This window comes from Thermococcus barophilus MP, from assembly GCF_000151105.2.
Taxonomy (GTDB): domain Archaea; phylum Methanobacteriota_B; class Thermococci; order Thermococcales; family Thermococcaceae; genus Thermococcus_B; species Thermococcus_B barophilus.
Genome location: NC_014804.1, coordinates 927,535 through 952,290, shown reverse-complemented (window position 1 = coordinate 952,290; position 24,756 = coordinate 927,535). Strand labels below are relative to the sequence as shown.

Genomic DNA, 24,756 nt, shown 5'->3' with positions numbered 1-24,756 from the left:
GGGAAGATTTAAATAAGCTTAATCTTGAAGCTTGGTTAGGACTTATTACGATAACTTTTGGGAGGGATAAGAATGGCAAGGTACAAGCCTCTTGCAAAGAAGCTCCGCTTGGCAAAGGCTGCTAAACAGAATAGAAGAGTTCCTGTGTGGGTTATTGTTAAGACAAACAGAAGAGTTATAACTCACCCCAAGAGAAGATACTGGAGAAGGACAAAGCTTAAGGAGTGATGAAAAATGGCGATTAAGGTCGGAGATGAGGTTATTTTCACTGTCCCAATAAGGAAGATCAAAAAGATCGTTCCAAGGTGGAAGAGAGCACCAAGAGCAGCTAAGTTCGTTAGGGAGTTCATTGCAAGGCATGCAAAAGCTGAAGAGGTTGTCATAGCTCCGGAAGTCAACGAGAAGATCTGGGAAAGAGGAATTGAGAAGCCCCCAAGCAAGCTTAGAGTTAAAGTCAAGGTGGTCGAGGAGGAAGTTGAAGGAAAAGGCAAGGTCAGGGTTGCCTACGTTGAGCTCCCCCCAGGGGCAAAGAAGACAGTAAAAGAAGAAAAGAAGACTGAGGAAAAGAAGGAAGAAGAAAAGGAACCCGAAGCACAGGCAACGGAGAGCTGATCTCTCAATTTTTATTTCTCGTGAGTGGTGAAAAATGCACATAGAAAGACTTGACTTTGAAAATTCCCCGTATCTGGGTGTGTTTGGTGTCGCTACCGATAAAGTACTCCTGGTTAGAGAGGGCCTTCAAGAAAAGAAACTCAATGTTTTGAGGGAGGTTCTAAAAGTCCCAATTATCGAAACGAGCATTATGAAATCCAGGATAGTTGGTATCTTTGCTGCTGGAAACTCGAATGCAATTGTTGTGCCCTACTACATTTGGGACACTGAGCTTGAGAGAATAAATGCCGCCTTAAGGGAATACGACCTCGATATTAGAATTGAACCCTTCCTGAGCAAGCTGACCGCCTTGGGTAACTTAATTTTAGCCAACGACAAAGCAGCTCTCGTGAGTGCGAAGTTCACAAGGGAGGAAGCAAAGCAACTTGAGGATATCTTAGGAGTGGAAGTGGAGAGAGGTATTATAGCTGAGTTCCACGCTGTTGGAAGCGTCGGCGTTGTTACAAATAAAGGTGGTTTAGTCCACCCTGAAACAACTGAAGAAGAACTTGAATGGCTGAGAGATCTGTTTAAAGTGGATATTTATCTTGGCACAGCAAATCAGGGTGTTCCGTTTGTCGGCTCATGCATGTTAGCCAATTCCTTTGGGGTTGTTGTTGGACATCTCACCACTGGTCCTGAGATTGTTAAGATTGAGGAAGCACTGGGCTTTTTGGGGTGAGGCAAGATGGAGGTTAAGGTTTATCGCGTTAAGGGGATTTTTGAAAGGAACGGAAAGAAGCAGAAGTTCACTAAGGAGTACAGGGCAGTGAAGCCGGAAGACGTTGTTGAGCTCGTTTATTCAGAAATCGGAAGCAAGCACAGGGTAAAGAGAACAAAAATATGGATTGAGAAAATTGAGGAAATAAAACCCGAGGAAGCCGAAAACCCAGTGGTTAGGAGGCTCAGCTTGGAACTTGCTTAACTTCTGTTCCTCTTTTTTGTATAGTTCTATCCATGCAAACTCTTAAAAGGCAACTCTCCAATTTTTCTTTGGTGGTGAAAATGGCGCAGAATCAAGAGCAGCTTGAAAGGTTGGCTTATGAGTATCAGCTCTTACAGGCTCAGGCTCAACTTTTAGCTCAGAATTTAGAACTCCTAACTCTTGGAATGAACGAGTTTAGAGCAGTAAAGGAAACCCTTGAAGAGCTTAAAAAGGTTGAAGAAGAGAAACCTGAGATACTTGTTCCAGTAGGGGCAGGCTCATTTCTCAAGGGCATGATAGTCGATAAGGAGCATGCAATCATCAGCGTAGGGTCAGGCTATGCAGTTGAGAAAAGCTTAGAGGATGCAGTTGCTTACTTGGATGCAAGAATCAAGGAATATGAAGATGCTATAAAGAGAACTCAAGAGGCATTGCAACAAATACAAGAAAAGCTCCAAGATTTGGCACAGAAAGCTCAAAAGATACAGCAGGAGCAGGCAATGGGGTTCAAGGTTCCTAAAAAGTAACCGCCAGCTTTATGCTTTCCCTTACCTCTTTCTTTAGGGACAGCACCATTTCTCCTACAATCTCAAATTCTCCGTGCCCGCTGATTATTGAGACTCTTCCAAGACTTCTGGCAAATTCTTTTGGTGTTATGAACTTCTCATGTGAGATAATCACCAGCGATTCATCTATAAAATTGTAAGCGAATGAGCCATCTTCATGATCCCAGAACAGAAATTCCTCGGCTTTATTCCCCCTGAGAAGAACTCTAACCTCTTTCGCCTTATTCAGACTCAGAGAAACTTCCCCTCCAAATCCGTATTCCAGCGGGAAAAACGTTATCTGGGCGTAATCTTCTTGAGTTGCCAGCGTTAGGTTCTCATGTGAGAATTCAAAAATATATTTAGGCAGTATGTAAAGGATTAAAATGCCGTTTTCCAACCTGAAGCCAGGCAATTTTAAGGCTCCTACTCCGCTTACATCAACCTCCACCCTGCATTCTTTTGGTTCAAGGAGCAGTTCCTTTACCGTAATCTTCCCTTCCTTTTCAAATCTCCGCGATGTGGAAAACACTAATCCCTCGTGGTAAGTTCCTCTCATATGCTTTCCCATTATTATGGTGCTTGAGCATAGGAATGTTCCAAATTCGGCTTTTTCTTCCTTTGGCAGAATAATCAGATTTTCTTCAGTCTCAATTTTGCTTGAAAAACCCTTCAACAGCTTTAACAAGCTTCCTCCTTAGAAAGGACGACAGTTTGAAGCTTGGGGTTATGGTCAAAACTTTCATGCTTTTTGCCCCCTGTACCACTCAATCGTCCTCAAAAGTCCTTCCTTAAGAGAGTAATCTGGTTTGAATCCAAGCTTCTTTATTTTACTTATATCAGCTTGGCTGTGTTTTATATCGCCGGGTCTCGGCTTATCAAAAATTATTGAGCTTGATGAATTTGTTGCATCAATGATCTTCATAGCCAGCTCAAGGATTGTCGTTCTCTCACCGCGAGCAACATTGAACACTTCTCCGTTTGCTTTCTCCTTTTCTGCAACTAAAATGTTTGCCTTAACGACATCTTTAACATAAATGAAGTCTCTCGTCTGCTTTCCGTCTCCAAAAATTATCAGCGGCTCATTTTTCAAAGCACGGTTGATGAAGATGCTTATAACTCCGGCATACTGGTTGTATCCCTGTCTTTCACCAAAGACGTTGAAATACCTCAAAGTCACTGTTGGGACTCCATAGAGCTCGTAAAAGACTCTGCAATAATATTCTCCAGAGACTTTTGTTACTCCATAGGGCGATAAGGGTTTGGGCTTCTCGTCCTCTTTCAGAGGCAGATTTTGATTGTCGCCATATACAGCGGCAGATGAGGCAAAGATAAGTTTGCCATGTCCTTCGCTTAAAGCTTTCAAGATGTTCAGCGTTCCCAGAACATTAATTTCTTCGGTTAAAATTGGCTTCTCTACGCTTTCGACAACACTCACGAGTGCTGCCTCATGAAATACGTAATCAGCTTGGCTTATTATCTCGGCTATGCTTTCATAGTCCCTGATATCGGCTTGGATGAATTTTACGTTTTCTGGTACATTCTCAACTTTTCCAGAATAGAGGTTGTCAATAACAACAACTTCGTTGTCTTCGCTGAGCTCTTCGGCAATGTGTGAGCCTATGAAACCAGCCCCACCAGTAACCACAATGAGCTTGTTTTTTATCATGTTAAACACCTAAGGGCATTTGTATTTTCGAGTTTTATCCTTTACCCTTTGCAATAAAACTTTTATTCTTAACTTTCCAAACTTGATATGGTGGTAAATGTGAAGAGAGCTTCATTAATTTTGTGCTTTCTCTTGCTCATCTCTCAAACACCTCTTATCAAAGCCGAAGAGCAGCCCCAGGTTGTGGTAGAAGTCAATCCAAACCTAGAACTGTTCGCTGTGGTTTACATTTTAGCCTTTAATGGGAGTGATGACTTCATAACCGCCCCTCAGGATTATGTTAGGAATGTTTTGACTTACTTTGCACCTTATAAAGGTCATGTAGCAGTGAAATCGATGCAACAAATGTTTCCCAAAGACCTCCCTAATTATATCAAAGATGAAAACATCTGGAACTGGGCAAGCAGTTTGGCTGTTAGAGATTATCTTGGAGATCAGGGGAACTTGCCAGATTTTTATGCTGAGCTTTCAGACTTTGCCAGGGAGAGTAACTTCATGGAGTTCTACAACGCTCACAGAGAGGAATATGAGAGAGCACTTACTCCAATTGAGGATATTTTCAAAGAGTTGAATTTTATTGAGGAGCTTGAGAATCGTTCTGGAGAGAAATATGCCGAATACCGAGTTGAACTTTCATATTCCCTACTCATTCACCTTCACTCACGTCAAACGGTGACCAAAGCATACATGATTGGATCTATACCGAGGATTTATCTGGAAAATCTGCGATATACTGGCTTGCCAAATGTTCAAGCAATCATCAATTACACGTTTAGAGCATTCTTCATCCACGAGTTTGCCCACGCTTTTCTGGATTCTGATAGGCTTGGCATATCATCAGAGTACCGCTTCATATATCAAAAAATCTTGGAAGAGCTTCCCCTAATGGCATATGAGCGGGATTTTTCCACAAGTGGAGCATATCTAAACGAAAACTTGGTTGAGGCTTTCACCCATTATTATCTTGGGGAACACTACAACGATATCATCGCAGAATACTCTATCCTAAAAGATGCAACTATCGGCTATATTCTTGTTGGGGATTTGGCTAAAGCATTTCAAGAGAACATCTCTTTTGAACAGATACCGGAAGTTGTGGGAAAGCTGGTAACGAAAGATAACCTAAGCAGATACTTTAATTCAAAAATGCCTGTAAATGGGTTTTGGGCAACAAATAAAATTTACAAAGATAAGAAGGTCATCATAGTTTACGGAACGCAGAATCCTGATGAGAGGGGAAATGAATACGATAAAGAGTCTGCACTAATGCTTGCTGATTGGTTGAGAAGTGTTGGAATATCGGTTGAAGTTAAGAGTGATAAAGAACTCACAAATGAAGATTTGAAGAGTAATTTAATAGTAATCGGAGGGCCTGCAGCAAATGAATTAACTAAGAACCTAACCAAAGAGCTCGTAGTGAGATTTTCTTTTAACGATGAGTGGAGACTTGTAAAAAACTTTACAGCTGTTGAAAATCCAATTTCGTTCATCTTTTCAAACGGCAGTATTAGAATGGCTAAGCTGAATACTCCGATCTCTCAAGAATATCCTTTAGGAGTTGTTCAGACCTTAAGAAACCCATGGAACAAGGAAAAGTTCATGATTGTAATTGCTGGCGTTGATAGGTACTGCACAAGAAAAATGCTCCGATATTTTAACTACAACAGCAGCTATCTGATCAAAGGGAGAACTTTTTTCGAAGAGGGATTTTATTTCCAAGCTGGATGAACTTTAACATTTTCTTGTTAATTTTTCCTCCTTCCGAAACTGTTTTAAGGGTGTTATTGACTTATCTATGGGTAAGAGCCATGCCAAGTGTTATTGTTGTTGGTGGACAATGGGGAGATGAGGGAAAAGGTTCTGTAATTGCCTATCTCGCTCTGCATGACAAACCAGATATCATTGCACGCGGAGGCGTGGGAACAAACGCAGGACACAGCGTTTTTATAAACGAAAAAAAATACGCAGTTAGACAGCTGCCCACAGGTTTTATGAACAGGGAAGCAAGACTTTTGGTTGGAGCTGGAGTTTTAGTTGACCCAGAGGTTTTCTTCCATGAGCTTGAGCATCTTAAAGATTTTGATGTTGCCAGGAGGGTTGGCATAGATTACAGGTGTTCAATAATTGAGCCACACCACAAGGAGATGGACAGGAAAAACGGTTATTTGCATGGGAAGATAGGCACAACAGGAAGTGGGTGCGGTCCGGCAAACGCTGACAGAGCTTTAAGGAAGGCAAGACAAGCTAAAGACATCAAAGAGCTTGAGCCTTATTTGACAGATGTTGCACAGGAAGTTAATGATGCCTTGGATGAAGGAAAGCTTGTTCTGGTTGAAGGCACACAGGGCTTTGGGCTGAGCTTGTATTTTGGCACGTATCCTTATGTAACCTCAAAAGACACTTCGGCTTCAGCAATAGCAAGTGACGTTGGAATTGGGCCGACAAGGGTTGATGATGTCATAGTGGTCTTCAAAAGCTTTCCAACGAGAGTAGGGGCTGGACCGTTCCCAACGGAGATGCCAATGGAAGAGGCAGAGAAAATGGGGTTGGTTGAATATGGCACAGTGACAGGAAGAAGGAGAAGAGTTGGTTGGTTTGACTTTGAATTTGCACGCTATTCTGCAAAGATTAACGGCGCTACGATGCTTGCAATAACGATGCTTGACAAATATGACAAAGAAGCCTTTGGCGTAACAGATTATGATAAGCTACCCATGAGGGCTAAGGAGTTCATAGAGGAGATTGAAGACAAAGTTGGCGTTCCAGTTGGCTTGATACGGACGGGTCCAGAGCTTGAGCACATAATTGACCTGAGGGAGAACATCTAATCTTCCAAAAACTTTAGGATTTCTCCTTTAATTTTCTCCTTTTCAAGTTTTGCTATTTCTTCAAGTGAAAACTTTTCTTCAAGCTTTAGGATAAACTTATAGCCAAGATAGTAGCCCAAAAACTGTTTTCCAAAGAGCTGATACCATGAGCCGAAAAATGGATTCAAAGCTTCTCCCTTTTTAACCCTCCTCAAGAACTCTTCTTTAAGGAGCTTTTCATGTTCTTCGCACCATTCAAACCAGCCTTCACTCTCGACCTCCCAAGGTCTGCCAGTAATTAAATCTTCAATCCTCTGGGCGAATCCTTCCGTGTAGAGCCACATTATCTGCTCATCTTCAAGCTTTTCTATGTCCTCTCCTCGTAAAATCCAGTGAACCAAGTGTCCAAACTCATGGGCAATCAGCCCCTTAAGCCTGTCGTACCATTTAAGTTCTGCTATAGCTTCAAGGCCGAAAAGAATTGAGGGCTTTCCCATGAATTCGGTTACCCATCCGGCTCCGTTCTCAAGACCAACATAGATTACAATGTTGTAGTCTTTGATGTCAAAGCGTGCCCTAATCTCACTCTCTACCTCCGGGAGAACTTTCAGCAGATTCTCATATGCAAGCTTAAGCTCATCGGTATTTCTCTTGGTGAGGAGCTTTAGATATTCCCTCCAGTCCATCTTATAGCGCTCATAGTCCCACTTAATTTTCTCAAGAAGCTCCGGATACTCTTGAATATACCGTAGCCAGCTTTCTTCAGTGCCATCCCAATGCTTAAGGAAAGTTGGAAAAGTGTCAATGAGCATTAGAATCCCCACTCATCTCTCTCTTCGAGGGAGACGTTAAATGTGATGCTTTCTGAGACATCCCTTCTTAATGGCAGATCAAGCGTCCCCGTTAAGATGAACTCCCCGTGACCCATTGCTACCTCTCTCTTGTTCAGGTATTTTCTGATCCTGTTTGGGTCAACCACACTGTAACCCCCAGCGATAAGTATTTTCTCTTCTGGGAGCATCCTGTAAGAGAACTCAAAGTTGTCTCCCTCTGCAATAGGGATTTCATAAGTGCTCTCTGGAGCAGAAATTGCAATCTTGACCTTTCTTGCTTTGTTGAGTGTGGAGTACACTCTACCGGCTATGTTTTCCTCAACACCTTTAACTATTATTTGAGCGGAGTCATTGTCTGTTGATAAAACTAAGGTTCCATTCGCATCTACTTTTCCTTTCTCAGTTAAGAATAAGAAGACAACATCCTTGTAGGGCTCGCTGAGAATTTTCACTGCAGGAGCACTTACAAAGCCCGAACCATCTGCGGTTATCAGCATTTTGAATTCGGCATTTATGAACGGAATATTTGAAGCCCTTGCAGTCCCAGCTGAAATAAATTCTCTCGATACATGGTAGCTTCTACTCTTCCCGCTGCTGCTCCACCATGCTTTCATGTTTAAAATCCCATACTCAAATTCGAGTTCTTCCGGGAATGAAATCCCACTTTCTGAGATGCTCACTATTGAGAATAGGCTTTCCGCTTTTTTTGCTTGTTTTAGAATGGCATGCTGAAAATAAACTCCTGCTACAAAGAGCAATGCGGCAAATGCCATAAATAGTAACAGAAAAGTTTTGCCTCCTGAAGTATGGGTGTAAACGAAGACTACTGGAAGTAAGAAGAGTATAAAGAACACTACGAAAATTGCTGAAATAATTTTCCCACCTTTAGGTTTGATAAGAATTGTTTTCATTTCGATCCCCAGACTAAAATATATTTTCTTTATCTTAAGAGTGGATTCTCAACCATTCAATTATTGTCATATAAAACTCATCTCCCCACTCCGGATCTTCAAAAATCTCATGGTATGCCCCTTTGAACTCTTTGAGCATTTTATCTTCAACTGTCAAGTTTTCAAACAGCTTTCTCGCCCCTTCTGGTGGTGTTATGACATCTTCCGTGCCTATTAGGATTAGTATGGGGACTTTGACCTTCTCAGCATCTTCGTGTGCTTTTTCCATATTTTCAAAAATACTCTTCCCCAAAGCTGCTGAAATTTTGTCATGCACGAGTTTGTCTTCAACATATTTTCTAACAGCCTCTTTGTTTCGAGACAATAGATTTGGATCAATTCCGTTGCTTAAAGTTAGAGTGGGAACAATGCTTCCCAGTACCTTTGCTAAGAGTACCATAAAGCTCGGAGTCTTGGGGCTTTTTTCCAAGGCTGGTGAAGAAGCTATGATCCCTTTAATCCTATCTGGTCGTGTTTGTGCATATCTGATGACCGTTAATCCACCTAAGCTGTGTCCAAAGAGAAATGGCTTCTCTCCGATTTCCTCGATAATTTCGTCAATTATTTTCATAGCCTGTTCAACTGTTGCGTGTCCTCTCTTCCCTTCGCTTTTCCCATGTCCGGGCCAGTCGAAGGTATAGACGGCAAATCCCTCATCCACAAGCATGTTTATCAGCTTCTCATATCTGCCGCTGTGTTCCCCAAGACCGTGAACAAGAACAATCCATCCCCTTTCAGGAGTTCCAAATTTGGCCTTGTATATCATCGAAAACACCAGATAAAAAGTGGGGGGAAAGAGGAATAAAAATGTTACTTAGGCAGACAAGTTTAATATGGATAGGCTCAAGCCGAGAACGTTATAAACTCCAAGGGGTAGATAAATTCGTGAGTTGGGATGGAGGAGAAAATTAATGAAATCTTGGAGTTGCTACCATTCATTGATAACAACAGTGAGAAAATGAAAATAATAAGCACTCTTTTAAGGATTTCTCACGGAGATCAACAGTTGTTATCTTTAGGATTCGACACTGTTGAAGCAATTGGGGATGATTTAACGAGAATTCAATCGCTCCTGAGCTTAGCTACTGCGGTTAAAGATGCAGATGTGGGTCTCTACAAAGGGCTCCTTCAAATGGCGATAAATGAAACAAAGAAGCTTGCCAACCCTAAAGAAAAGGCGATGGCACTATCTGATATAGCTGTGGAGGTTGTCACATTTGATGAAACACTTGTCCTTAAGCTCGTTGAAGAGATATTAACTTTGATCTTTAAAATAGAACTCAAAGAAGACAAAGTTGCAGCAGTAATGTACTTTCTGAGGGATTTGCTTAAGAGTGAAGACATTGAAGGGGCAATTAAAGTTGCAAAGAAAATTTCAGATCCCTATTATAGGGCAATAGCATTTAGCGAGATAGGGAAAGCCCTCGCAGAAGCTGGTATTCAACTATATCTGTCGGTATTCTCTCAGGCATTAAAAAGTGCTTCAGAGATAGAGAACTTCGTCATGAGAGAGATGACGTTTGGAGAAATAATTTCAAAGCTTGCAGAAGCTGGAAAAGTTGATGAAAGTTTAAATCTTATAGAGAAGTTGAGGGTAAAAGAAGCTCAGATTCAGGTTCTTGAATCAGTTATTTTGAGGCTTATAAGCGCCGGAAATCTGACCAAAGCTCTAAACCTCATGATGCTGATTGACGACAGAAAAAAGAAACTTAAGCTTCGAGCGTTGAGCGTTAGTGCACTCATAAAAGCTGGTCACTATGAGGAGGCGTTAAAAATCGTTGAAAGCCTTAAAGATCAAATCCATAAAGATTTAGCTTTAAGCGAAATGAGCATAGCGTTGGCGGAGAAAGGTGAATTTGAAAGGGCATTGCAAGTCGTTGGACATATCCGGGATGGCTATTATAGGGGGAGGGCATTTTCTGTAATCGGCTTGGAGCTCTTCAACAGGGGAAGGGATGGATATCAAGTGTTGTTTGAAAAGGCAATAGAAGAGGCAAAAACCATTAAAAATCAGCGGCTACGCTCCCAGCTTTTCGTTGATATAGCACTCAGATTGGCAACGGTGAACCTCAGAAATCAGCTCTTGGACTTTCTCAATAGAAAGATCCAAAATGCGGAAGAAAGCGCCAAAGGGGGGAATTTGGAGAGAGCTGCGAGAGAGTACAAAGAAGGTCTTGAGCTTTCTGAAATAGCCAGGCTTAAAGAATACTCAGAACACTTCAGGAACAGAATTTATGAAATCCGGAGAAAACTTGTTGAGGGAATTGAAGTCAGCTGACCGGGTTTGCAAGGTATTCAATCAAAACGCCATCTATGACAATTCCTCTCTTACGCCAGTCAACTTTATCAGAAAGCACGATGTAAACATCTACATCAGAATATTTGGTCTGCACTCCAACAGCATGATTACCGGTGAGTAAAGCCGCTTCGACAAAGTCTTTGTCTTTCCAATCCTTGAGGAATTTGTTCAAAGCAGATTGCCAGTTAGGTTTGATGCTCATGGTTTGAAATTAACCAAACAATTTTTTAAATCTTTGTTACAAAGGAAATACGGGAAAAGACATGAGTAAAGTACCTGCATTTACATTGATGTTATTTTTGTTTTGTATAGTCCCTATGGTAAATGCAGAGAAGATTGAGCATTTGTGGGCGTATAATATCAATGATTTTCGTGTCATCGACATTTCTTCCAACGACGAGCTTATTTCTGTAGGTATCGGGCAAACTATAAACGGGACTTGGACTGAAGGAGGAATCGTAGTGCTCTCTTTAAATGGCAGACAAATGTGGAACTACACCGGAGATTTTGGTTATTGTTATACGGCAATTTCCAACAATAGCTACATCGCAACAGGATGCAGAGATGGAACGATTATGCTCTTTGATAAAAATGGCAATTTGCTTTGGAAATTTAATGCTATGACAAAAGTTAAGAGAGTGGCAATATCAGAAGATGGGAGCATTGTTGCGGCTTCCAGCTATGATGGAAATCTGTATGTGTTTTCTCGAGAAGGTCTAAAATGGAAACGTTATTTGGAAGACAAACTTGCTGGAGTGTCTATCTCTAAGGATAATCAACTTATAGCTGTTGGTGGATTTAGTGGGTATGTGTATATTCTATCCTTAAATGGTGAGATTTTGGGAGCATATCTAACAAAAATGCCTGTTTTTGCAGTTGATTTTGATAAAACATATGTTGTAGCTGGAGATTACAACGGAACAGTTGTTTATCTATCACCAAATGGAACATTAATCTGGAAGATCCAGCTTCGTGGTTCAATATGGGATTTAGAAACATTTGGTGGGAAGATACTTGTAGGAACTGCTAATGGTGATTTCTCTCTGCTTTCCAATAATGGAAATATTCTCTGGGAGGAACATCTCGGCAACACAACTAAGATAGGTGTTTTTGATGTTTCAATATTTAAGAGGTATTTAGTTGGAGTGGCAGTGGATACTGAAAATGGTGGTGGGGGTATATATTTGGTAGATGAAAATGAAACAATACTTTGGAAGTTTGAAAAAGCCGATGAATACTTTTTATCAGTTGATTCGAATAACAACCAGATTATTGTTGGTACCAGCATCTGGGACAATAAGAGAAAGGCGTGGAATAAATCAAAAATCTATGCCTTTGGCATTGTGGAAAATAAAACAAAAAAGAAAACATGTGGCGTTGGATTTATTTTAATTGGAGTGCTTGTTGCTATCGTTTTAACGAAAAAATTGATGAGGGATTAACATAAGTCCGGGTTCACTTTTTGTATTACTTCTTTGAGTTGTTTTTGTTTTATACTTGTTTCTTTTTGGAATTTTGTAAAGTTTTAAACTTTTGGTTCACGAAATTTTTATAATTTTTGGTTGCAAAACTTATATGGTAGTTTGTTGGAGCGGATACTTTGAACAGTTCAAAGCTAAAAGTTGTGGTTTTGTTGATAGCAATTGTTTAGAGTGGGACACAACTTGTGTTTATCATGGCTCATGAGGTGAACAATATGAGAAAGGTAGACGTGAGAAAGCTTTTTGTATTTTCCTTCTTCCTCATGCTGACAATAGGGTATAGTGATATTATTGTTCATAAACCATCCACATTTTTGGAATTATCGTTCGAATTAATTCGAGGAATTTTACTTGCCTCAGCATTCTTTTTAGCACCTTTGGCAATTCTCTATTATGCTCAAAAAAAGAAGCTCAAAGTTACTATTGCTGTGTTATTTGCAGTATCTATTGAGTTTATTTGGAGCATACTTACAAAGATTCTTGGATACGGCCAATACAGCAGAGACTTTCTGATAGCTGGAATAGTTGGAATTCTTGTTATCCCCTTTGTTTATATGGAAGAAAAAAGAGGCATCATTAAAAATAATACAACTCTGTTTTAGACTAACCCTGAAGATAAAGGACTCCATAATTAGGGAGGTGCTTAAGATGGAATATTTAAAGCGTATAGGAAGTTACCTCCTTGCAGCAGGGACTCTCACACTGCTATTCAAAAATATCCTGTCTTTAAGTTTGCCTCATTTATTTTTATGGTGGTTTTTTGTGTTTTTGCTGTTTGATCTGTCCATTTCCGGATTTCAAAGGCTCTTTGAGCTAAAATATCCCAAGCTCAGAACTGTTGGGATAGCAGTTGGTATGGTTTTTAGTGCAGTTGTCATTTGCATTATTGGAAACATTTTGGGTCTTTAGGCGATAAAAAGAATAAGAACAAAACTTAACTAAGTTCCGTGCTCCCAGCTTTCTAAGTATTTCTTTTGTTCTTCTGTCAGCTGTTCAATCTCAATGCCCATGGCTTTGAGCTTAATCCTCGCTACCATTTCATCAATCTCCCTTGGAAGGACGTAGACCTTATTTTCGAGCTTCTCATGATTATCTTTGATGTATTTAGCCGCCATAGCTTGCAGGGCAAAGCTCATGTCCATTATCTCAGCTGGATGTCCATCTGCTGCCGCTAAATTAACAAGCCTTCCTTCTGCAAGCAAATACAATCTTCTCCCATCTTTGAGCTTGTATTCAGTTATGTTGGGCCTTGGTTTGCTGATCCCAACAGCTAATGCCTCAAGGTCAGGCTTTGAAATCTCAACATCAAAATGCCCCGCATTGGCTAAGATTACTCCGTCCTTCATAACTTCAAAATGCTCCTTGCGGATGCAGTTTATATCACCGGTTGCCGTTATGAATATGTCTCCAATCTCAGCAGCTTTGCTCATAGGCATGACCAAAAAGCCATCCATCCTTGCTTCCAATGCCCTAATTGGATCAACTTCAACCACTATAACTGTAGCACCTAATCCTCTTGCTCTTATTGCTATTCCCCTCCCGCACCAGCCATAACCGACGACAACGACGTTTTTGCCCGCTACAAGGAGGTTTGTAGTTCTTATTATGCCGTCCCATGTGGACTGACCAGTCCCATAGCGATTGTCGAATAAATACTTTGTATATGAATCATTGACAGCTATGATCGGGAATTTAAGCACCCCATCTTTTTCCATCGCCCTTAAGCGGATAACTCCAGTTGTCGTTTCCTCGCTGGCTCCCCAAATATCGTCAATGAGCTCCTGCCTCTCTCTGTGAACAACGCTGATCATGTCCGCTCCGTCGTCTATGAGAATGTTGGGCTTTATGTCAAGGGCTTTGTGCATGTTCTCGTAATACGCCTCCGTGTTCTCTCCTTTCCATGCATAAACCTTTACTCCCGCTCTTGCTAAAGCTGCCACGACATCATCTTGAGTACTTAGGGGATTGCTTGCAGTTGCCGAAACTTCTGCTCCTCCTGCTTTCAGCGTGAGAAGGAGGAAAGCAGTTTTCATCTCCAAATGCAGGCAGGCAGCGATCCTGATGCCTTTAAACGGCTTTTCTTTCTCGAAATCCTTTCTTATGCTCTGGAGGACGGGCATAAATCGAGAAACCCAATCAATTTTCTTCTCTCCTTCTGGAGCCAAGTTAATATCCTTAACGCAATAATCTTTCGTGCAGTCCATGTTATCACCTGTTTACTTTTAAGGCTCAGGTGTTAAAAATCAATTGGTGGGGGCAATGATTGTTGATCTAACAAAAACTTTGAGCGAAGAGCTTGAAGTTTTTCCAGGTGATCCGGAGATCAAAATTAAAGAGTGGACAAGCCTTGAAAAGGAGGGATACTACATGAATCTTCTCTGCTTTGGAGAGCACAGCGGGACTCATGTTGACGCTCCAGCACACTTCATAAAAGGTGGAAAAGCTGTGGATGGACTTCCTTTAGAGAAGTTCTTTGGAAGAGCTATCGTCGTTGATGTCTCTAATGGTCAGGGTGAAGTAATTATTAAAGAAGTTCCCAAAACAGACTTAGAAGGAAAAATTGTGCTGTTTTATTCGGGAGGGAGAGAGCTAAGTGTAGAGCTTGCTGAGTTTTTAGTCAATGCTGGGATTAAGGCTGTTGGAACTGATGGAATGAGCATTGGCAACGAGGAGGTTCACAGAGTGCTCCTCTCTGCTGAGATTCCAATTTTTGAAAATTTGGCAAACCTTGAAAAGCTGATTGGGAAAAACTTTACTTTCATTGCATTTCCACTTAAGATTGAAAACGGTTCCGGAAGTCCTGTTAGGGCTGTTGCATTGCTTTAAATTCCTCCGCTCTCCCTAACTTTTCTCCTGATGTTTGGGTCTCTGTCAGCTATCATCTTTAAAGCTTCTTCAAAGCTCATCCAGTCCGGAACTTCTTCGTTGAGGTAAACTCCTGTCCTCCCAATTGCGTCTCTTCTTGTTAGGATGTGCACCCTCTCTTTGACAAGCTCCACACTTACACCGATAATCTTTGCAACTTCACTTTCCCTCCCAACAACTTCCCTCTCAATATGTCCCTTTTCTGTCGGAATAATCAGGATCAGCTTTTTATTAACCCCCGGAACTCTCTGCTTGGTTTTTACTCCCCAGATATCGACCATTCCGCCCCATTTGTAGAATTCAAGCTCTTTATCTGTGGGATTTGTCAAAAAGAATGTCACGGTTGTTTCCTCATCAATTTCAATATGTCCCTTTATGAGGTGCCATGGAGTTGCCATAACAATTCTTCTTGCTTGAATTGATATCCCTTCAAGGGCAAGCTCAATTAGATAGCTTGGCACTTTGTAAGGAATAACAATATCTATATCGCTATCCTTCCTAACGTCTCCCCTTGCAACGCTTCCATAAACGTGGGGATCAAACTGAGCTAAGCGCTCCATGATCTGCAGCGCTTTCTCTCGCTTTTCCCACAAATAGCGCCATCTCTTCGGAGAATACACTATCTCCCGCTCATCCCAGACGCGAACAACTTTTTCTCTCGGCATGATTTAGACTATTCATGTGGACTTTTAACTTTTAGCTGGGGGAACCAATAAGGTTTTATAAGCATCAGTTGAAGTTGGAGTGGTGAAAAAGATGCCAGTGTTGGGAATAAACATTACCAAAATACAGATTGAGAAAAAAGGAGGAGTAATCGGTAGGGTTGAAGTTAACCTTTCCCCACAGATTAAAGAAGTCAGACTTGGGGAGCTGAGAATGCCTACGGGGAAGGTAAACGGAATTGAGATTCTTTTTGAATATAGAATAAATTATCGTCCCGAGGTCGCAAGTGCTGTGGTTGAGGGAATGGTGTTCTACCTGCCTCCTCAGAAAGAGCAGATTGATGGGATCCTTGATCTTTGGGAGAAGGAGAAAAAAGTTAGACCGGAGGTATTTGCTGAAGTTGTCAACTTCATAACAAATGAGATCAGCCCCTTTTTAATGATCGCTGCAAAAGACATGAAGATTCCATATCACATTCCCCTCCCAAGGGTTGCACTTAAGCCAAGGGAGTGAATCTTTGCCTTAATCGGAAACTTTATAACCCCTCTTCTAAACTTTTTAGTGGTGGTGACAATGAGGGGGGATGTAGTTTGCTTTACCTACCTCAGCAATACGAGTTTTTGAGAGCTTAAGTGAAAAACCGCTCTCTTCTAAGGAAATTGCCCGTCTGACGTCTCTTTCGGAAAGAACCGTTCGCTACGCATTGAGAATTTTAAAGCAGAAGGGACTTGTTGAAGAGGTTTTCTTTTTGGGAGACACAAGAAGGAGGGGGTACAGAAGGGCGGGGATCAACCAGTGACTATACCTTCTGCATGGTATAATTTGTTTTTAATTTCTTTTAGCTCAGGATATTCACTAATTATCTTCTCTGCAATTTCTAAGGCTTTTATATAATCCGCACGTTTTGAATAGAATTCTATCTGCTCTATCCGTTCAAGTATTGTAACATCCTTTTTCTTAGCTGCAAGATACCGAAGCAGCGCAGTTCTAATTCTGACTCTATAGTTTATCTTGCCCTTGGACTCTTCAAGGGCGGTTTTATATACCTCCAGTCCATTTTCAATTTTTCCCACACCAATTAATGCTTCTGCAAGTTGCAACAATTTATCCCCAACTTTTTCAAATTTCCCTTTGCTTCTGTAACTGTTTACAAGCTGATACAGCATTCTGCTAACATTCAGCCCTATCAGCTTTGCTCTATTGAAGTTTCTTGCTAAGAGATAGGCGTATTCTGCTTTAAGCAATCTTTCCGTGGTTTGATCGAGGTCTCCTTCAGCATATGCTTCCTTGCTTGCTCTCTCGTAGTTTTTTCCAGCGGTGTCAAGGATCTCTATAAAATGGGAATCGTAATCAAAGAGATCCTTAACAAAGTATCCCAGCCTGAAAAATGTGTCCCCCGCTTCATTATAATAACCATTTTCGAGATACTGCTCGGCTAACTTTCCATACAGATCTATAAGTCTCTCTGCAGCTATACGAACCCCATCTAAATCCCCAATAAGCTTGTAATATCTATACGATGTTTCATACGCGGCGATTGCAGATTCTATATCATCAGTATCAAGGTATGCATTGGCGAGGTCCTCATACATCACTGCAAATTCTCTGGTGTATTTTTTCAGGTTCTTCTCGTCATTCAGGAGAGTAAAGATTTCAAGCACATTTAAGCAGAAATCCTCAAGTTTTATGAGGTTTATCTCTATTTTTTCAATTTCTTCTTCAATCAGGTGCAGGTACATATAAGCGCTTTTGAGAAGAAACGGTCGTGCTTTTTGTGGGGTTTTGGTTTTGTTCAGAAGGGAAACTCCAATATACTTATAAAGTCTTGCCGCATCCATGAGTTTTCCAATTTCTTCATATCCCTTTGCGGCTTTAATGAGATATTTTAGCCCCTCCTTGATTTTTCCATCTGTAATGCGCTTGTAACCAATACCTTCTAAGTCCTCTGGACTTGAAGTGAATGGGTTAAATGGCAAGATTCTCACCTCTTCATGATTGCAATTCCCTTCAAGCCTTAATTTTATATTCTTTGCATTATTTAAGCATTATCTCTCATTAGATAAAAGGGTTATGCTCTAACTATTTTGTATCCGGCAGCTTTTCTGAGACGGTTCATTACTGCTAATCCGAGACCTTTCTCTTCTATTCCTTCTGCAAGGATTACATCAACTCCAGATTTATCAAGTTCCCTCAGGGCTCTGAAGAGATTTTTTGCTACTTCCTCTTCACTATTTCCCAGATTTACATATGCATCAGCCTCATAAAAATCTCCAGTAGCCATAATACCGACTTTTATCCCTCTTTTTTTGTATTCCTTCAAAAGCTCCTTGATTTTCTCTTTAACTTTTTCCCTGTTCCCTTCAATTACAATCACTTGGGCATTTGGAGCATAGTGCTTGTACTTCATTCCTGGAGCTTTTGCAATATCTACAGTTTTACCTTTTACAGCCGGATGGATTTTTATTCTTCCAATGATCCTTTCTATCTCCTCTAAGGGCAAGCCTCCCGGTCTCAGAAGAGTGGGTGGCTTTGTTGTTAGATCTAAAACCGTAGACTCGACTCCAATTTTTACTTCTCCCCCGTCAATTATGCACTCTATCCTCCCATAAAAGTCATCCACTACATGTTCTGCTAAGGTGGGACTGGGTTTACCACTTATATTGGCCGAAGGGGCTGCTATTGGTCTTCCACTCGCTTTAATTAGGTTTAGGGCAATTTCATGAGCGGGCATTCTTATTGCCACAGTATCAAGCCCACCTGTTGTAGTTTTAGGGACATTGTCTTTTTTCGGCAGCACTATAGTTAAAGGCCCCGGCCAGAAGTGCTCTGCCAGAATTTCGGCTTCTCTGGGAACGTTTCTTGCCAACTCATATAGCTGCTCAAACCGAGCTATGTGCACAATTAGAGGATTATCAGCAGGCCTGCCTTTTGCCTCAAAAATTCTCCTAACTGCTTTCTCGTTTAATGCATCGGCTCCAAGTCCATACACTGTCTCAGTTGGAAATGCAACAAGTTTACCCTCTCTAATGAACTTTGCGGCAATTTTGATTTTTCTATTATCAACTCTGTCTCTCATATTTATTACAATCGTCATAACCCTCACTTCCAACATCTTTATTTAATCTTATGATATTAATTACTCTCGGTGTTTCCCATGGTGAGCAGGTCAGATTATGCATTTAAATACTCGATGAGAGAGCTAAAAAGGTTATTCCCCAACACGCCTTTTCTTGAGGTTAAGATGCAGGAGTTGGAAGGGGACGAAGTAAGAGTGAAGTCTTTGGAGGAATTCATCGATGTCTGTGACAAGCTGAGACTCTTAGTTGAATACTCAGTTGATGATGAGAATGGAAGTGTTAGGTTTTTAACAAAATATCAGGGTAGGACATTGGTTTACGAGATCGATATTAACGAGTTTTACAAAGCTGTTAGCAGGATTAGGGAGCTCAAGGAAAGTGTAGTGTAGATTCGTAAATTGCTTCAATTTGTCTTGTAATGGCTTTCCATGTATACTTTTCAGAGATCTTTTTTCCAAAATCTCCCATTTTACGCTGTTTTTTTGGAGTCAGCATCCCTTGAAACTTTTCAATCAACTCTTCAAATTTTTCAAATGTAACCCCATTTTTGCCCTCTCGGATTAGCTCTGGAATACCTCCTACCTTTCTTCCAATTACTGGAACTTCTGAGGCGTTTGCTTCAACTATTACCAGTCCAAAACCTTCTCGTTTGGAAGGCAAGATTAAGATTTTGGTTTTCGAAAGAATATTTTCTATATCCCTTCTATAGCCCAAAAATTTGACATTAGAAGGAGCTTTTTCTTCTAAAACCTTTTTAAGAGGACCATCCCCAACAATTAAGAACTGCTCGTTGGGGAAAGCTTCGGCAAGTTTAAGCACTGTTTCTGGACTTTTATAGTGCCTCAGTGCTCCAATAAAGGTTATGAACTTCCTCTCCCTCCCGTCATATTGAAGTTTCCCGACTCCGTTTGGAACAACATAAACCTTTTTTGCACCAAGAGAGAGTGCCTTTTTAGCCAAGTAATGGCTAACAGCTATAATTCTATCTGCTTCACTCAGGCTTTTTTTCACATAATATGTGCCTAAAGGCAGTCTGGACATGAAATCAAGATCACTGCCGTGTGCTGTAATAACTACTGGAACTTTAACATGTTTCTTGGCTAATATTGCAGCATATGTGGTTGTTCCTATATAGTGGGCATGTATGATATCAAATCTGTATTTTTTGTGAAGCTCCCGAATTTTTTTAGATGCCAAGAAAGTAAAGCTTATACCTCTTACCCCAAAAATGTTTGGAGGTTTAACCTGATGGACAAATTCCGATTCAAATTTTCTGGGGATTATGGGGCCATATGTAAGAACATGTACTTCGTGCCTCTTTCTAAGCTCCCTAACTAACTTATCAAGGTGTCTCGCAATTCCACCTGTGTGTGGAGGGTAATGCCCAACCATGAGAATTCTCATCTTTCCATCCTCTGCTCAGATAAAAGAACAAGAAATTAAAAAGTTTTAGTTAAATGCCAAATTATGGTCTTGGATTTTTAGCATGTCCCCCTCTTTCTTCTCTGTGATCTGGGGGTACCGGGAGAGGGTGTCTCTTTTCATTGATAAACATTTCTCTAAGCTCTTCCTTTGCTTCTTTGATAAGTTTGAGGGCTTTTGAGTAGTTTTTGGATTTTATCGCTAATTTTATCTCTGCTAAAACTTCCTCCACGCTCTCGGTATTAATGCCGAGGACTTTTAATGCGTTGATTCTCGCCTCGAGCCTTAAAACCTCCCTATTAAGTGCATAGTTCAGAGACATCTGGGCAATTTTGTTCCACTCTTTAGCGGACATACTTATTACGAAGTCAGCATTTCTGTTTGCTGCAACTGCAAGAAGATAAGCCTCCTGATAGTTGCCCAGACTGTAAAGCTTCCAGGCTTTTGTGATCTGTTCTTTTGCCATGTTGAGTCTCTTCTTCGCTTCAGGTATATCGAGACCATCAAGGAAGTTTTCTGCTACTTGCGTTTTGTTGTCCACAAGTTTCAGAGTTTCTAAGACAACCTGACCTATTGTGCCTGCATACTTGATAGTAAAATACGTTCCGCGCGTGTAATTACCAACAGTTACTTCATATCCTTTCTTCCTTAGAAAATTGGCAATTTCATCTGTGTTAATATTGAATAGAGGTTTTGGAACTTTTTTATGCTCCAGCTGAATCCATCTTGAAGTTACTATCACCTCAACCCATGGGCGTCCCTGCGATGCTTCGAGTATATCATCAAGAACTTGAAGGCTTAAATTCTCGTACCCATCTCCTGTAAATACCCAAATTGACTTGTACTTAGCCACATTGGGTAATGCATCAAGCCACCTCTGCATAAGCATGCTAAGGACGTCCCTACCATGTACAATGTAGACTGTCTCTATTTGGGAAAATTCTTCGGGGAATTCCTCCTTAAGCTTTTGAACCACCACCAGATTGGTTTCATATCTGTTCTTTCCGTACCATCTCTCGAAGGGGATGTCCATCTCTTCAAGATCTTTTTCATAATCAATTGGAACTGCTGTGGGTCCTCCAATTATTATAACCTTATCGGGGGCATATTTTAATACTTCAGCAGAATAGTTTGGGTTGTAGATTCCCCAAGGGACTTTAATAACTGCGTAAGCATTAATAATGTTTGCGACACTATCGGCTAAAGTTGAATCTGCCTCATTATCACTCACAAGTATCACTATGTTAACATCCGCAGCGTGTGATATTGGGATTAGTGAAAGCATGAAGATCATGACTAAGGATGTTGTTAAGACTTTTTTTCTCATCATCACTTTACACCTTCGTTAATTTGTACGGAGGTCTAATATTTAAGCTTTTTTCATGAAATCGTAGCTTTAACTCTGAAATTGTTTACCAAAGTGTTAGCTGGTGGCTCCGTATATCTGTAGATGTTAAAGAGAGTTTAGGATCGTTTATCAGTGTTTAAATACTTCATTGAATACTCTGTGTACGAATTCTTTGGTCTTCATCCCCTTATTTTTTGCAATTTTCTGTAGTATTTTCTGCGAATTTGTTCCATATTGGCAGGCTTTCTTTTCTCTGTATGCAACTTCTTTTGGCAATCCTAATTCAAATGCCACTTCTCTTAAAATTGCTTTTCTGATCCCGTTCTTTATTTTGAATCCAATGGGGGTTCTCAACGCTGTTCTGACAACATTTAGATCCAGAAATGGAAACCTTCCTTCTACGCTATTAAGCATTGCTATTTTGTCATCCCTTGCCAGGTTTTTTTCTCCAAGTTCAATCAGATCCTTTTCCATGAGTCCTGGATTTTCCAGATACTTAAAGTATCCTCCAAAGAGCTCATCAGCCCCCTGCCCACTAAGCAGGAGTTTGCGGTTGTCCTCTTTTGCCAGTTTTGTTGCAAAATAGAGAGGAATTCCTATTGCTAAATTCATGGGGTTAGGTTCTTCAATAGCAAAGACCACCTTTGGAATAACTTCTTCAACGTCACTAATGTCAAAAACATATTCCTTCAGCTTCAATCCCAGCATATCACCCACTTTTCGTGCCCACTCTAAATCTTGACTCCCTTCTGCTCCCGCAGCGTAAAGGGTAACGTTGGAATACTTTGATGAAAGCAAAGCTAAGAGCGAGCTGTCCAACCCCCCAGAAAACAACACGCCAGTCTTTTTTCCTACCCTTATTTTTACAGAGTATTCCAGACTTTTAATTAGTGATTTCTTTGCTCTCTCGTAGGGAAAGAAACTATCTCTCAGCTCAAGGATATTAAAGACCTTAAATCTCTCAACCTTCCCTTTTGAAATCTTAACAACTTCACCTGGATTTACTGGAATAGCGTTTTCATCAATACTCCATAAGACCTTCTTCTCAGAGGCAAAGAAGCCGTTTGGTGAATAATATAAGGGTCTGATTCCAATAGGGTCTCTGAAAAGATAAATTTCTCTTCCATCAGAAAAAGCAACTGCGTAATCACCGTTTAGTATTTTCATACTTTTTTTAACCGCAGTCACATAGGACATGTCCTTTTCATGAATTAAAAATTCTAAAAGTCTCAAAATGACCTCACTGTCAACGTTGCTTTCAAATGAGATCCCTTTATTTTCCAGATATTCCCTGATTTGAGTATGATTGTAAATCTCTCCATTGTGGACGAGAACAAACTCGTTGTAAAACGGTTGAGTGAATTCTTTTGAGCCGGTCATTGCTAATCTGCACTGGAGAAGTGCTATATTACCGTTCGGGATTTCATAAACTTTGGAGAAATTCCGACTTTTTAAAACTCCTTCATCAGTCCACACACCAAAAGAGTCTTCTCCCCTGTGCTTGCCAGCAAAGATCATCTTGACAATCCGTTCTTTAAGACTCTTTCCCACACCTCCTGCTATTAGGCACATTTTCTTCACCTCTGGAATGGTAAGATATAGCCAAAAATAGAAAAGACTTTTTCCTTTCTATTTGCAAACGTTTTCAGTAAATCAAGGCATGCTCTGAAAAAGCGTGTGGAACTCTGGAGCAAGATTGAACTAAGTCAAATCCCCACAGGTGCAGTAGTGTTCATATGCAATGGTCTCCAGATCATCAAATCCTTCTCCTGTTTTTGCCGACAGATAAAGGATTCGAACAGGTGGAGATACTTCCGGCAAAAATGTGCATAGTTTGTATGCCAACAGCCCCTGTGTTGAGGAATCAAGCTTTAGACGGGATGTTAGGTACTCCATGTCCTCAAGATATTGCTTATGCCTCTCCAAATTATCAACCAAATCCACTTTATTCAAAGCTGGAACTGTAGTTGAGCCAAGCCTTAAATCAATCATAAGGGCAAAAAAACGGACAAAACAATAATCGTGGGGCTTTCTTAGAACTTCGGGGCTAAATAGGTATACAACAAGGGGAGCTGGAAGATTTTCCATAAGTCTAACCCCAAATTCATGGAAAAGGAATGTTTCAATTTGGCCAGGGGTATCAATGAGAACGTAATCTTTTCCCCGCTCAAGCTCCAGAATTTTAGTGATGTATCTTTCAATATGTGGCATTAATCTATCATAGCTTTCCACAATAGCTCCGTTGGGCCCATAACCTTCTTTCATTATCTCCTCGACAGTTACGGTTTCCCTGACATCTATGTTTGGTTTGTAAGGCAGTTTTTTAACTCCTGTGTCCAAATTTACATAACCAACTGTGTATCCTTCTTTTTCTAAGTATTTTCCAAATGTGTGTGTTATTGTCGTCTTGCCACTTCCTGCAGTTCCTACAAAGGTTAAAATCATTAATACATCACCCTTGCTTTGTAGCCTGCTATACGCGTAATCTTCTCTGCAAGCTCCATAAATGCTTTTGCCCCTTCTGATTTAGGTTTATATGCCACAACTGGGACTCCTTCCAGTGTGGCTTCCCTAATTGCCGGATCCTCTGGAATTACTGCTAAGAGCGGAATTTCCATAACTTCCTCAGCTGCTTCTGGAGGTATATCATTTTCACTTCTCCCATATCTGTTTAGCACGAATCCCAAAATGGCAAGCCCCGCCTTTTTAAGAACAATACCAACTTTCATTGAATCAGTTATACATGAGATCTCTGGATTTGTTACAATTACAGCTTCTTCCCCACTGAGCATTGCACTCATGGCATCCATTTGGAGACCTGCTGGGCAGTCGATTAGAATAAAGTCAAACCTGCTTTTCAGAGGTTTAATAATGCTTGGAAGGTTTCTTGGGTCTGCCTTTATTACGTGCTCCCAGTCAACTGCCGCAGGTATAACATGGACATTCTCATACTCGGTAGTATATATTGCGTCATCTATTTTTGCCTCTCCAGCGAGTACATCATGGATTGTGATGTTAACGTTGTCCAAACCCATAATTAAACTCAAATTTGCCATCGTTAAATCTGCATCGATCGCACACACTTTATAACCATGCTTCCCAAGGGCAATTGCGAGGTTAGCAGTTGTGGTAGTTTTTCCTGTTCCTCCTTTACCGGAGGTTATTGAGATCAACCTTCCCAATTTTCCCACCTTAATTTCTTGTGTTCCTAAACCTTTATG

29 protein-coding genes and 1 pseudogene are annotated in these 24,756 nt (G+C 40.7%); 15 read left to right on the top strand and 15 right to left on the bottom strand.

Annotated features, from left to right (window positions below; genetic code table 11):
• The first annotated feature begins 72 nt into the window (after positions 1-72).
• From TERMP_RS05440 to pfdA, 5 genes and pseudogenes are all read left to right on the top strand, one after another.
• Positions 73-228 carry a 50S ribosomal protein L39e gene (locus tag TERMP_RS05440; protein WP_013467366.1) on the top strand — a complete coding sequence of 52 codons (156 nt, stop codon included), beginning with the start codon at positions 73-75 and terminating at the stop codon, positions 226-228.
• A gap of 6 nt (positions 229-234) precedes the next feature.
• Positions 235-504 (top strand): annotated as a pseudogene (locus TERMP_RS05435) (50S ribosomal protein L31e); the annotation flags it as partial.
• 142 nt (positions 505-646) lie between these two features.
• Positions 647-1,333 carry a translation initiation factor IF-6 gene (locus tag TERMP_RS05430; protein WP_013467364.1) on the top strand — a complete coding sequence of 229 codons (687 nt, stop codon included), beginning with the start codon at positions 647-649 and terminating at the stop codon, positions 1,331-1,333.
• A 6-nt stretch (positions 1,334-1,339) separates the two neighbouring features.
• Entirely contained in the window at positions 1,340-1,576 is a 237-nt protein-coding gene (gene rpl18a / locus TERMP_RS05425; protein WP_013467363.1) for a 50S ribosomal protein L18Ae, read from the top strand.
• Positions 1,577-1,656: 80 nt separating this feature from the next.
• Positions 1,657-2,103: a prefoldin subunit alpha gene (pfdA, locus tag TERMP_RS05420; protein WP_013467362.1), complete on the top strand. Its 447-nt coding sequence runs from the start codon at positions 1,657-1,659 to the stop codon at positions 2,101-2,103.
• Here pfdA and TERMP_RS05415 read toward each other — a convergent pair.
• Entirely contained in the window at positions 2,093-2,809 is a 717-nt protein-coding gene (locus TERMP_RS05415; protein WP_013467361.1) for a hypothetical protein, read from the bottom strand. The genes pfdA and TERMP_RS05415 overlap by 11 nt on opposite strands.
• Positions 2,810-2,863: 54 nt before the next feature.
• Positions 2,864-3,790: an SDR family oxidoreductase gene (locus TERMP_RS05410; RefSeq protein WP_013467360.1), complete on the bottom strand. Its 927-nt coding sequence runs from the start codon at positions 3,788-3,790 to the stop codon at positions 2,864-2,866.
• An 87-nt stretch (positions 3,791-3,877) separates the two neighbouring features.
• Here TERMP_RS05410 and TERMP_RS05405 point away from each other — a divergent pair, with 87 nt between their 5' ends.
• Positions 3,878-5,518, top strand: coding sequence for a DUF4932 domain-containing protein (locus tag TERMP_RS05405; RefSeq protein ID WP_081452205.1), 1,641 nt, complete (start codon positions 3,878-3,880; stop codon positions 5,516-5,518).
• An 80-nt stretch (positions 5,519-5,598) separates the two neighbouring features.
• The gene (locus tag TERMP_RS05400) at positions 5,599-6,618 is read left to right on the top strand and encodes an adenylosuccinate synthetase (RefSeq protein WP_013467358.1); all 1,020 of its coding nucleotides are present in this window, start codon (positions 5,599-5,601) and stop codon (positions 6,616-6,618) included.
• On the opposite strand, the gene TERMP_RS05395 is transcribed toward TERMP_RS05400, so the two are convergent.
• Genes TERMP_RS05395 through TERMP_RS05385 form a run of 3 tightly spaced genes read right to left on the bottom strand, consistent with a single transcriptional unit; the run spans position 6,615 to position 9,146 of the window.
• Positions 6,615-7,409 (bottom strand): DUF5700 domain-containing putative Zn-dependent protease, encoded by a 795-nt coding sequence (locus TERMP_RS05395; RefSeq protein ID WP_013467357.1) that lies wholly within the window; start codon positions 7,407-7,409, stop codon positions 6,615-6,617. The two genes, TERMP_RS05400 and TERMP_RS05395, sit on opposite strands and share 4 nt — an antisense overlap.
• Positions 7,409-8,341 carry a hypothetical protein gene (locus TERMP_RS05390; protein ID WP_013467356.1) on the bottom strand — a complete coding sequence of 311 codons (933 nt, stop codon included), beginning with the start codon at positions 8,339-8,341 and terminating at the stop codon, positions 7,409-7,411. Before TERMP_RS05390 ends, TERMP_RS05395 begins: the two co-directional genes overlap by 1 nt.
• A 34-nt stretch (positions 8,342-8,375) precedes the next feature.
• On the bottom strand, positions 8,376-9,146 hold the full coding sequence (locus TERMP_RS05385) for an alpha/beta hydrolase (protein WP_013467355.1): 771 nt from the start codon (positions 9,144-9,146) through the stop codon (positions 8,376-8,378).
• A 129-nt stretch (positions 9,147-9,275) separates the two neighbouring features.
• Here TERMP_RS05385 and TERMP_RS05380 point away from each other — a divergent pair, with 129 nt between their 5' ends.
• Positions 9,276-10,658 carry a peptidase gene (locus TERMP_RS05380; protein WP_013467354.1) on the top strand — a complete coding sequence of 461 codons (1,383 nt, stop codon included), beginning with the start codon at positions 9,276-9,278 and terminating at the stop codon, positions 10,656-10,658.
• Here TERMP_RS05380 and TERMP_RS05375 read toward each other — a convergent pair.
• The gene (locus TERMP_RS05375) at positions 10,651-10,881 is read right to left on the bottom strand and encodes a nucleotidyltransferase domain-containing protein (RefSeq protein ID WP_013467353.1); all 231 of its coding nucleotides are present in this window, start codon (positions 10,879-10,881) and stop codon (positions 10,651-10,653) included. The genes TERMP_RS05380 and TERMP_RS05375 overlap by 8 nt on opposite strands.
• A gap of 61 nt (positions 10,882-10,942) precedes the next feature.
• On the opposite strand from TERMP_RS05375, the gene TERMP_RS05370 reads away from it, so the two are divergent.
• From TERMP_RS05370 to TERMP_RS11460, 3 genes are all read left to right on the top strand, one after another.
• Complete coding sequence (locus tag TERMP_RS05370; RefSeq protein WP_148221070.1) at positions 10,943-12,121, top strand: WD40 repeat domain-containing protein; 1,179 nt, start codon at positions 10,943-10,945, stop codon at positions 12,119-12,121.
• A 254-nt stretch (positions 12,122-12,375) separates the two neighbouring features.
• Positions 12,376-12,762, top strand: a complete 387-nt coding sequence (locus TERMP_RS05365) for a hypothetical protein (protein ID WP_013467351.1) — start codon at positions 12,376-12,378, stop codon at positions 12,760-12,762.
• A 46-nt stretch (positions 12,763-12,808) separates the two neighbouring features.
• Positions 12,809-13,069 (top strand): hypothetical protein, encoded by a 261-nt coding sequence (locus TERMP_RS11460; protein ID WP_013467350.1) that lies wholly within the window; start codon positions 12,809-12,811, stop codon positions 13,067-13,069.
• Positions 13,070-13,098: 29 nt separating this feature from the next.
• Here TERMP_RS11460 and TERMP_RS05360 read toward each other — a convergent pair whose 3' ends face one another.
• Positions 13,099-14,364 (bottom strand): adenosylhomocysteinase, encoded by a 1,266-nt coding sequence (locus tag TERMP_RS05360; protein WP_013467349.1) that lies wholly within the window; start codon positions 14,362-14,364, stop codon positions 13,099-13,101.
• Positions 14,365-14,419: 55 nt separating this feature from the next.
• Between TERMP_RS05360 and TERMP_RS05355 the strand changes: the two genes are divergently transcribed.
• Positions 14,420-14,986 carry a cyclase family protein gene (locus TERMP_RS05355; protein ID WP_013467348.1) on the top strand — a complete coding sequence of 189 codons (567 nt, stop codon included), beginning with the start codon at positions 14,420-14,422 and terminating at the stop codon, positions 14,984-14,986.
• On the opposite strand, the gene TERMP_RS05350 is transcribed toward TERMP_RS05355, so the two are convergent.
• Positions 14,983-15,690, bottom strand: a complete 708-nt coding sequence (locus TERMP_RS05350) for a nucleotidyltransferase domain-containing protein (protein ID WP_013467347.1) — start codon at positions 15,688-15,690, stop codon at positions 14,983-14,985. The genes TERMP_RS05355 and TERMP_RS05350 overlap by 4 nt on opposite strands.
• Before the next feature lie 91 nt (positions 15,691-15,781).
• Here TERMP_RS05350 and TERMP_RS05345 point away from each other — a divergent pair, with 91 nt between their 5' ends.
• Both TERMP_RS05345 and TERMP_RS11385 read left to right on the top strand, forming a co-directional pair.
• Positions 15,782-16,201 (top strand): hypothetical protein, encoded by a 420-nt coding sequence (locus TERMP_RS05345; RefSeq protein ID WP_013467346.1) that lies wholly within the window; start codon positions 15,782-15,784, stop codon positions 16,199-16,201.
• 97 nt (positions 16,202-16,298) lie between these two features.
• On the top strand, positions 16,299-16,487 hold the full coding sequence (locus tag TERMP_RS11385) for a helix-turn-helix domain-containing protein (RefSeq protein WP_081452204.1): 189 nt from the start codon (positions 16,299-16,301) through the stop codon (positions 16,485-16,487).
• On the opposite strand, the gene TERMP_RS05340 is transcribed toward TERMP_RS11385, so the two are convergent.
• Together TERMP_RS05340 and TERMP_RS05335 are read right to left on the bottom strand one after the other, a co-directional pair.
• Positions 16,477-17,673, bottom strand: a complete 1,197-nt coding sequence (locus TERMP_RS05340) for a hypothetical protein (RefSeq protein WP_373419380.1) — start codon at positions 17,671-17,673, stop codon at positions 16,477-16,479. The two genes, TERMP_RS11385 and TERMP_RS05340, sit on opposite strands and share 11 nt — an antisense overlap.
• Positions 17,674-17,756: 83 nt before the next feature.
• Positions 17,757-18,782: an L-threonylcarbamoyladenylate synthase gene (locus TERMP_RS05335; protein WP_013467344.1), complete on the bottom strand. Its 1,026-nt coding sequence runs from the start codon at positions 18,780-18,782 to the stop codon at positions 17,757-17,759.
• Positions 18,783-18,842: 60 nt separating this feature from the next.
• On the opposite strand from TERMP_RS05335, the gene TERMP_RS05330 reads away from it, so the two are divergent.
• Positions 18,843-19,154, top strand: a complete 312-nt coding sequence (locus TERMP_RS05330) for a hypothetical protein (protein WP_013467343.1) — start codon at positions 18,843-18,845, stop codon at positions 19,152-19,154.
• Here the strand turns inward: TERMP_RS05330 and TERMP_RS05325 are convergent.
• The 5 genes from TERMP_RS05325 to minD form a co-directional block, all read right to left on the bottom strand.
• On the bottom strand, positions 19,135-20,169 hold the full coding sequence (locus TERMP_RS05325) for a glycosyltransferase family 4 protein (protein ID WP_013467342.1): 1,035 nt from the start codon (positions 20,167-20,169) through the stop codon (positions 19,135-19,137). The genes TERMP_RS05330 and TERMP_RS05325 overlap by 20 nt on opposite strands.
• Positions 20,170-20,230: 61 nt before the next feature.
• Positions 20,231-21,517 (bottom strand): cell wall-binding repeat-containing protein, encoded by a 1,287-nt coding sequence (locus TERMP_RS11275; protein WP_013467341.1) that lies wholly within the window; start codon positions 21,515-21,517, stop codon positions 20,231-20,233.
• 147 nt (positions 21,518-21,664) lie between these two features.
• Positions 21,665-23,107, bottom strand: a complete 1,443-nt coding sequence (gene asnB, locus TERMP_RS05315) for an asparagine synthase (glutamine-hydrolyzing) (protein ID WP_013467340.1) — start codon at positions 23,105-23,107, stop codon at positions 21,665-21,667.
• A gap of 129 nt (positions 23,108-23,236) precedes the next feature.
• A complete protein-coding gene (locus tag TERMP_RS05310) occupies positions 23,237-23,980 on the bottom strand; it encodes an ATP/GTP-binding protein (RefSeq protein ID WP_013467339.1) in 744 nt (247 codons plus the stop codon).
• Positions 23,980-24,717 (bottom strand): cell division ATPase MinD, encoded by a 738-nt coding sequence (minD, locus tag TERMP_RS05305; RefSeq protein WP_013467338.1) that lies wholly within the window; start codon positions 24,715-24,717, stop codon positions 23,980-23,982. The genes TERMP_RS05310 and minD overlap by 1 nt, the downstream gene beginning before the upstream one ends.
• Positions 24,718-24,756: the final 39 nt, after the last annotated feature.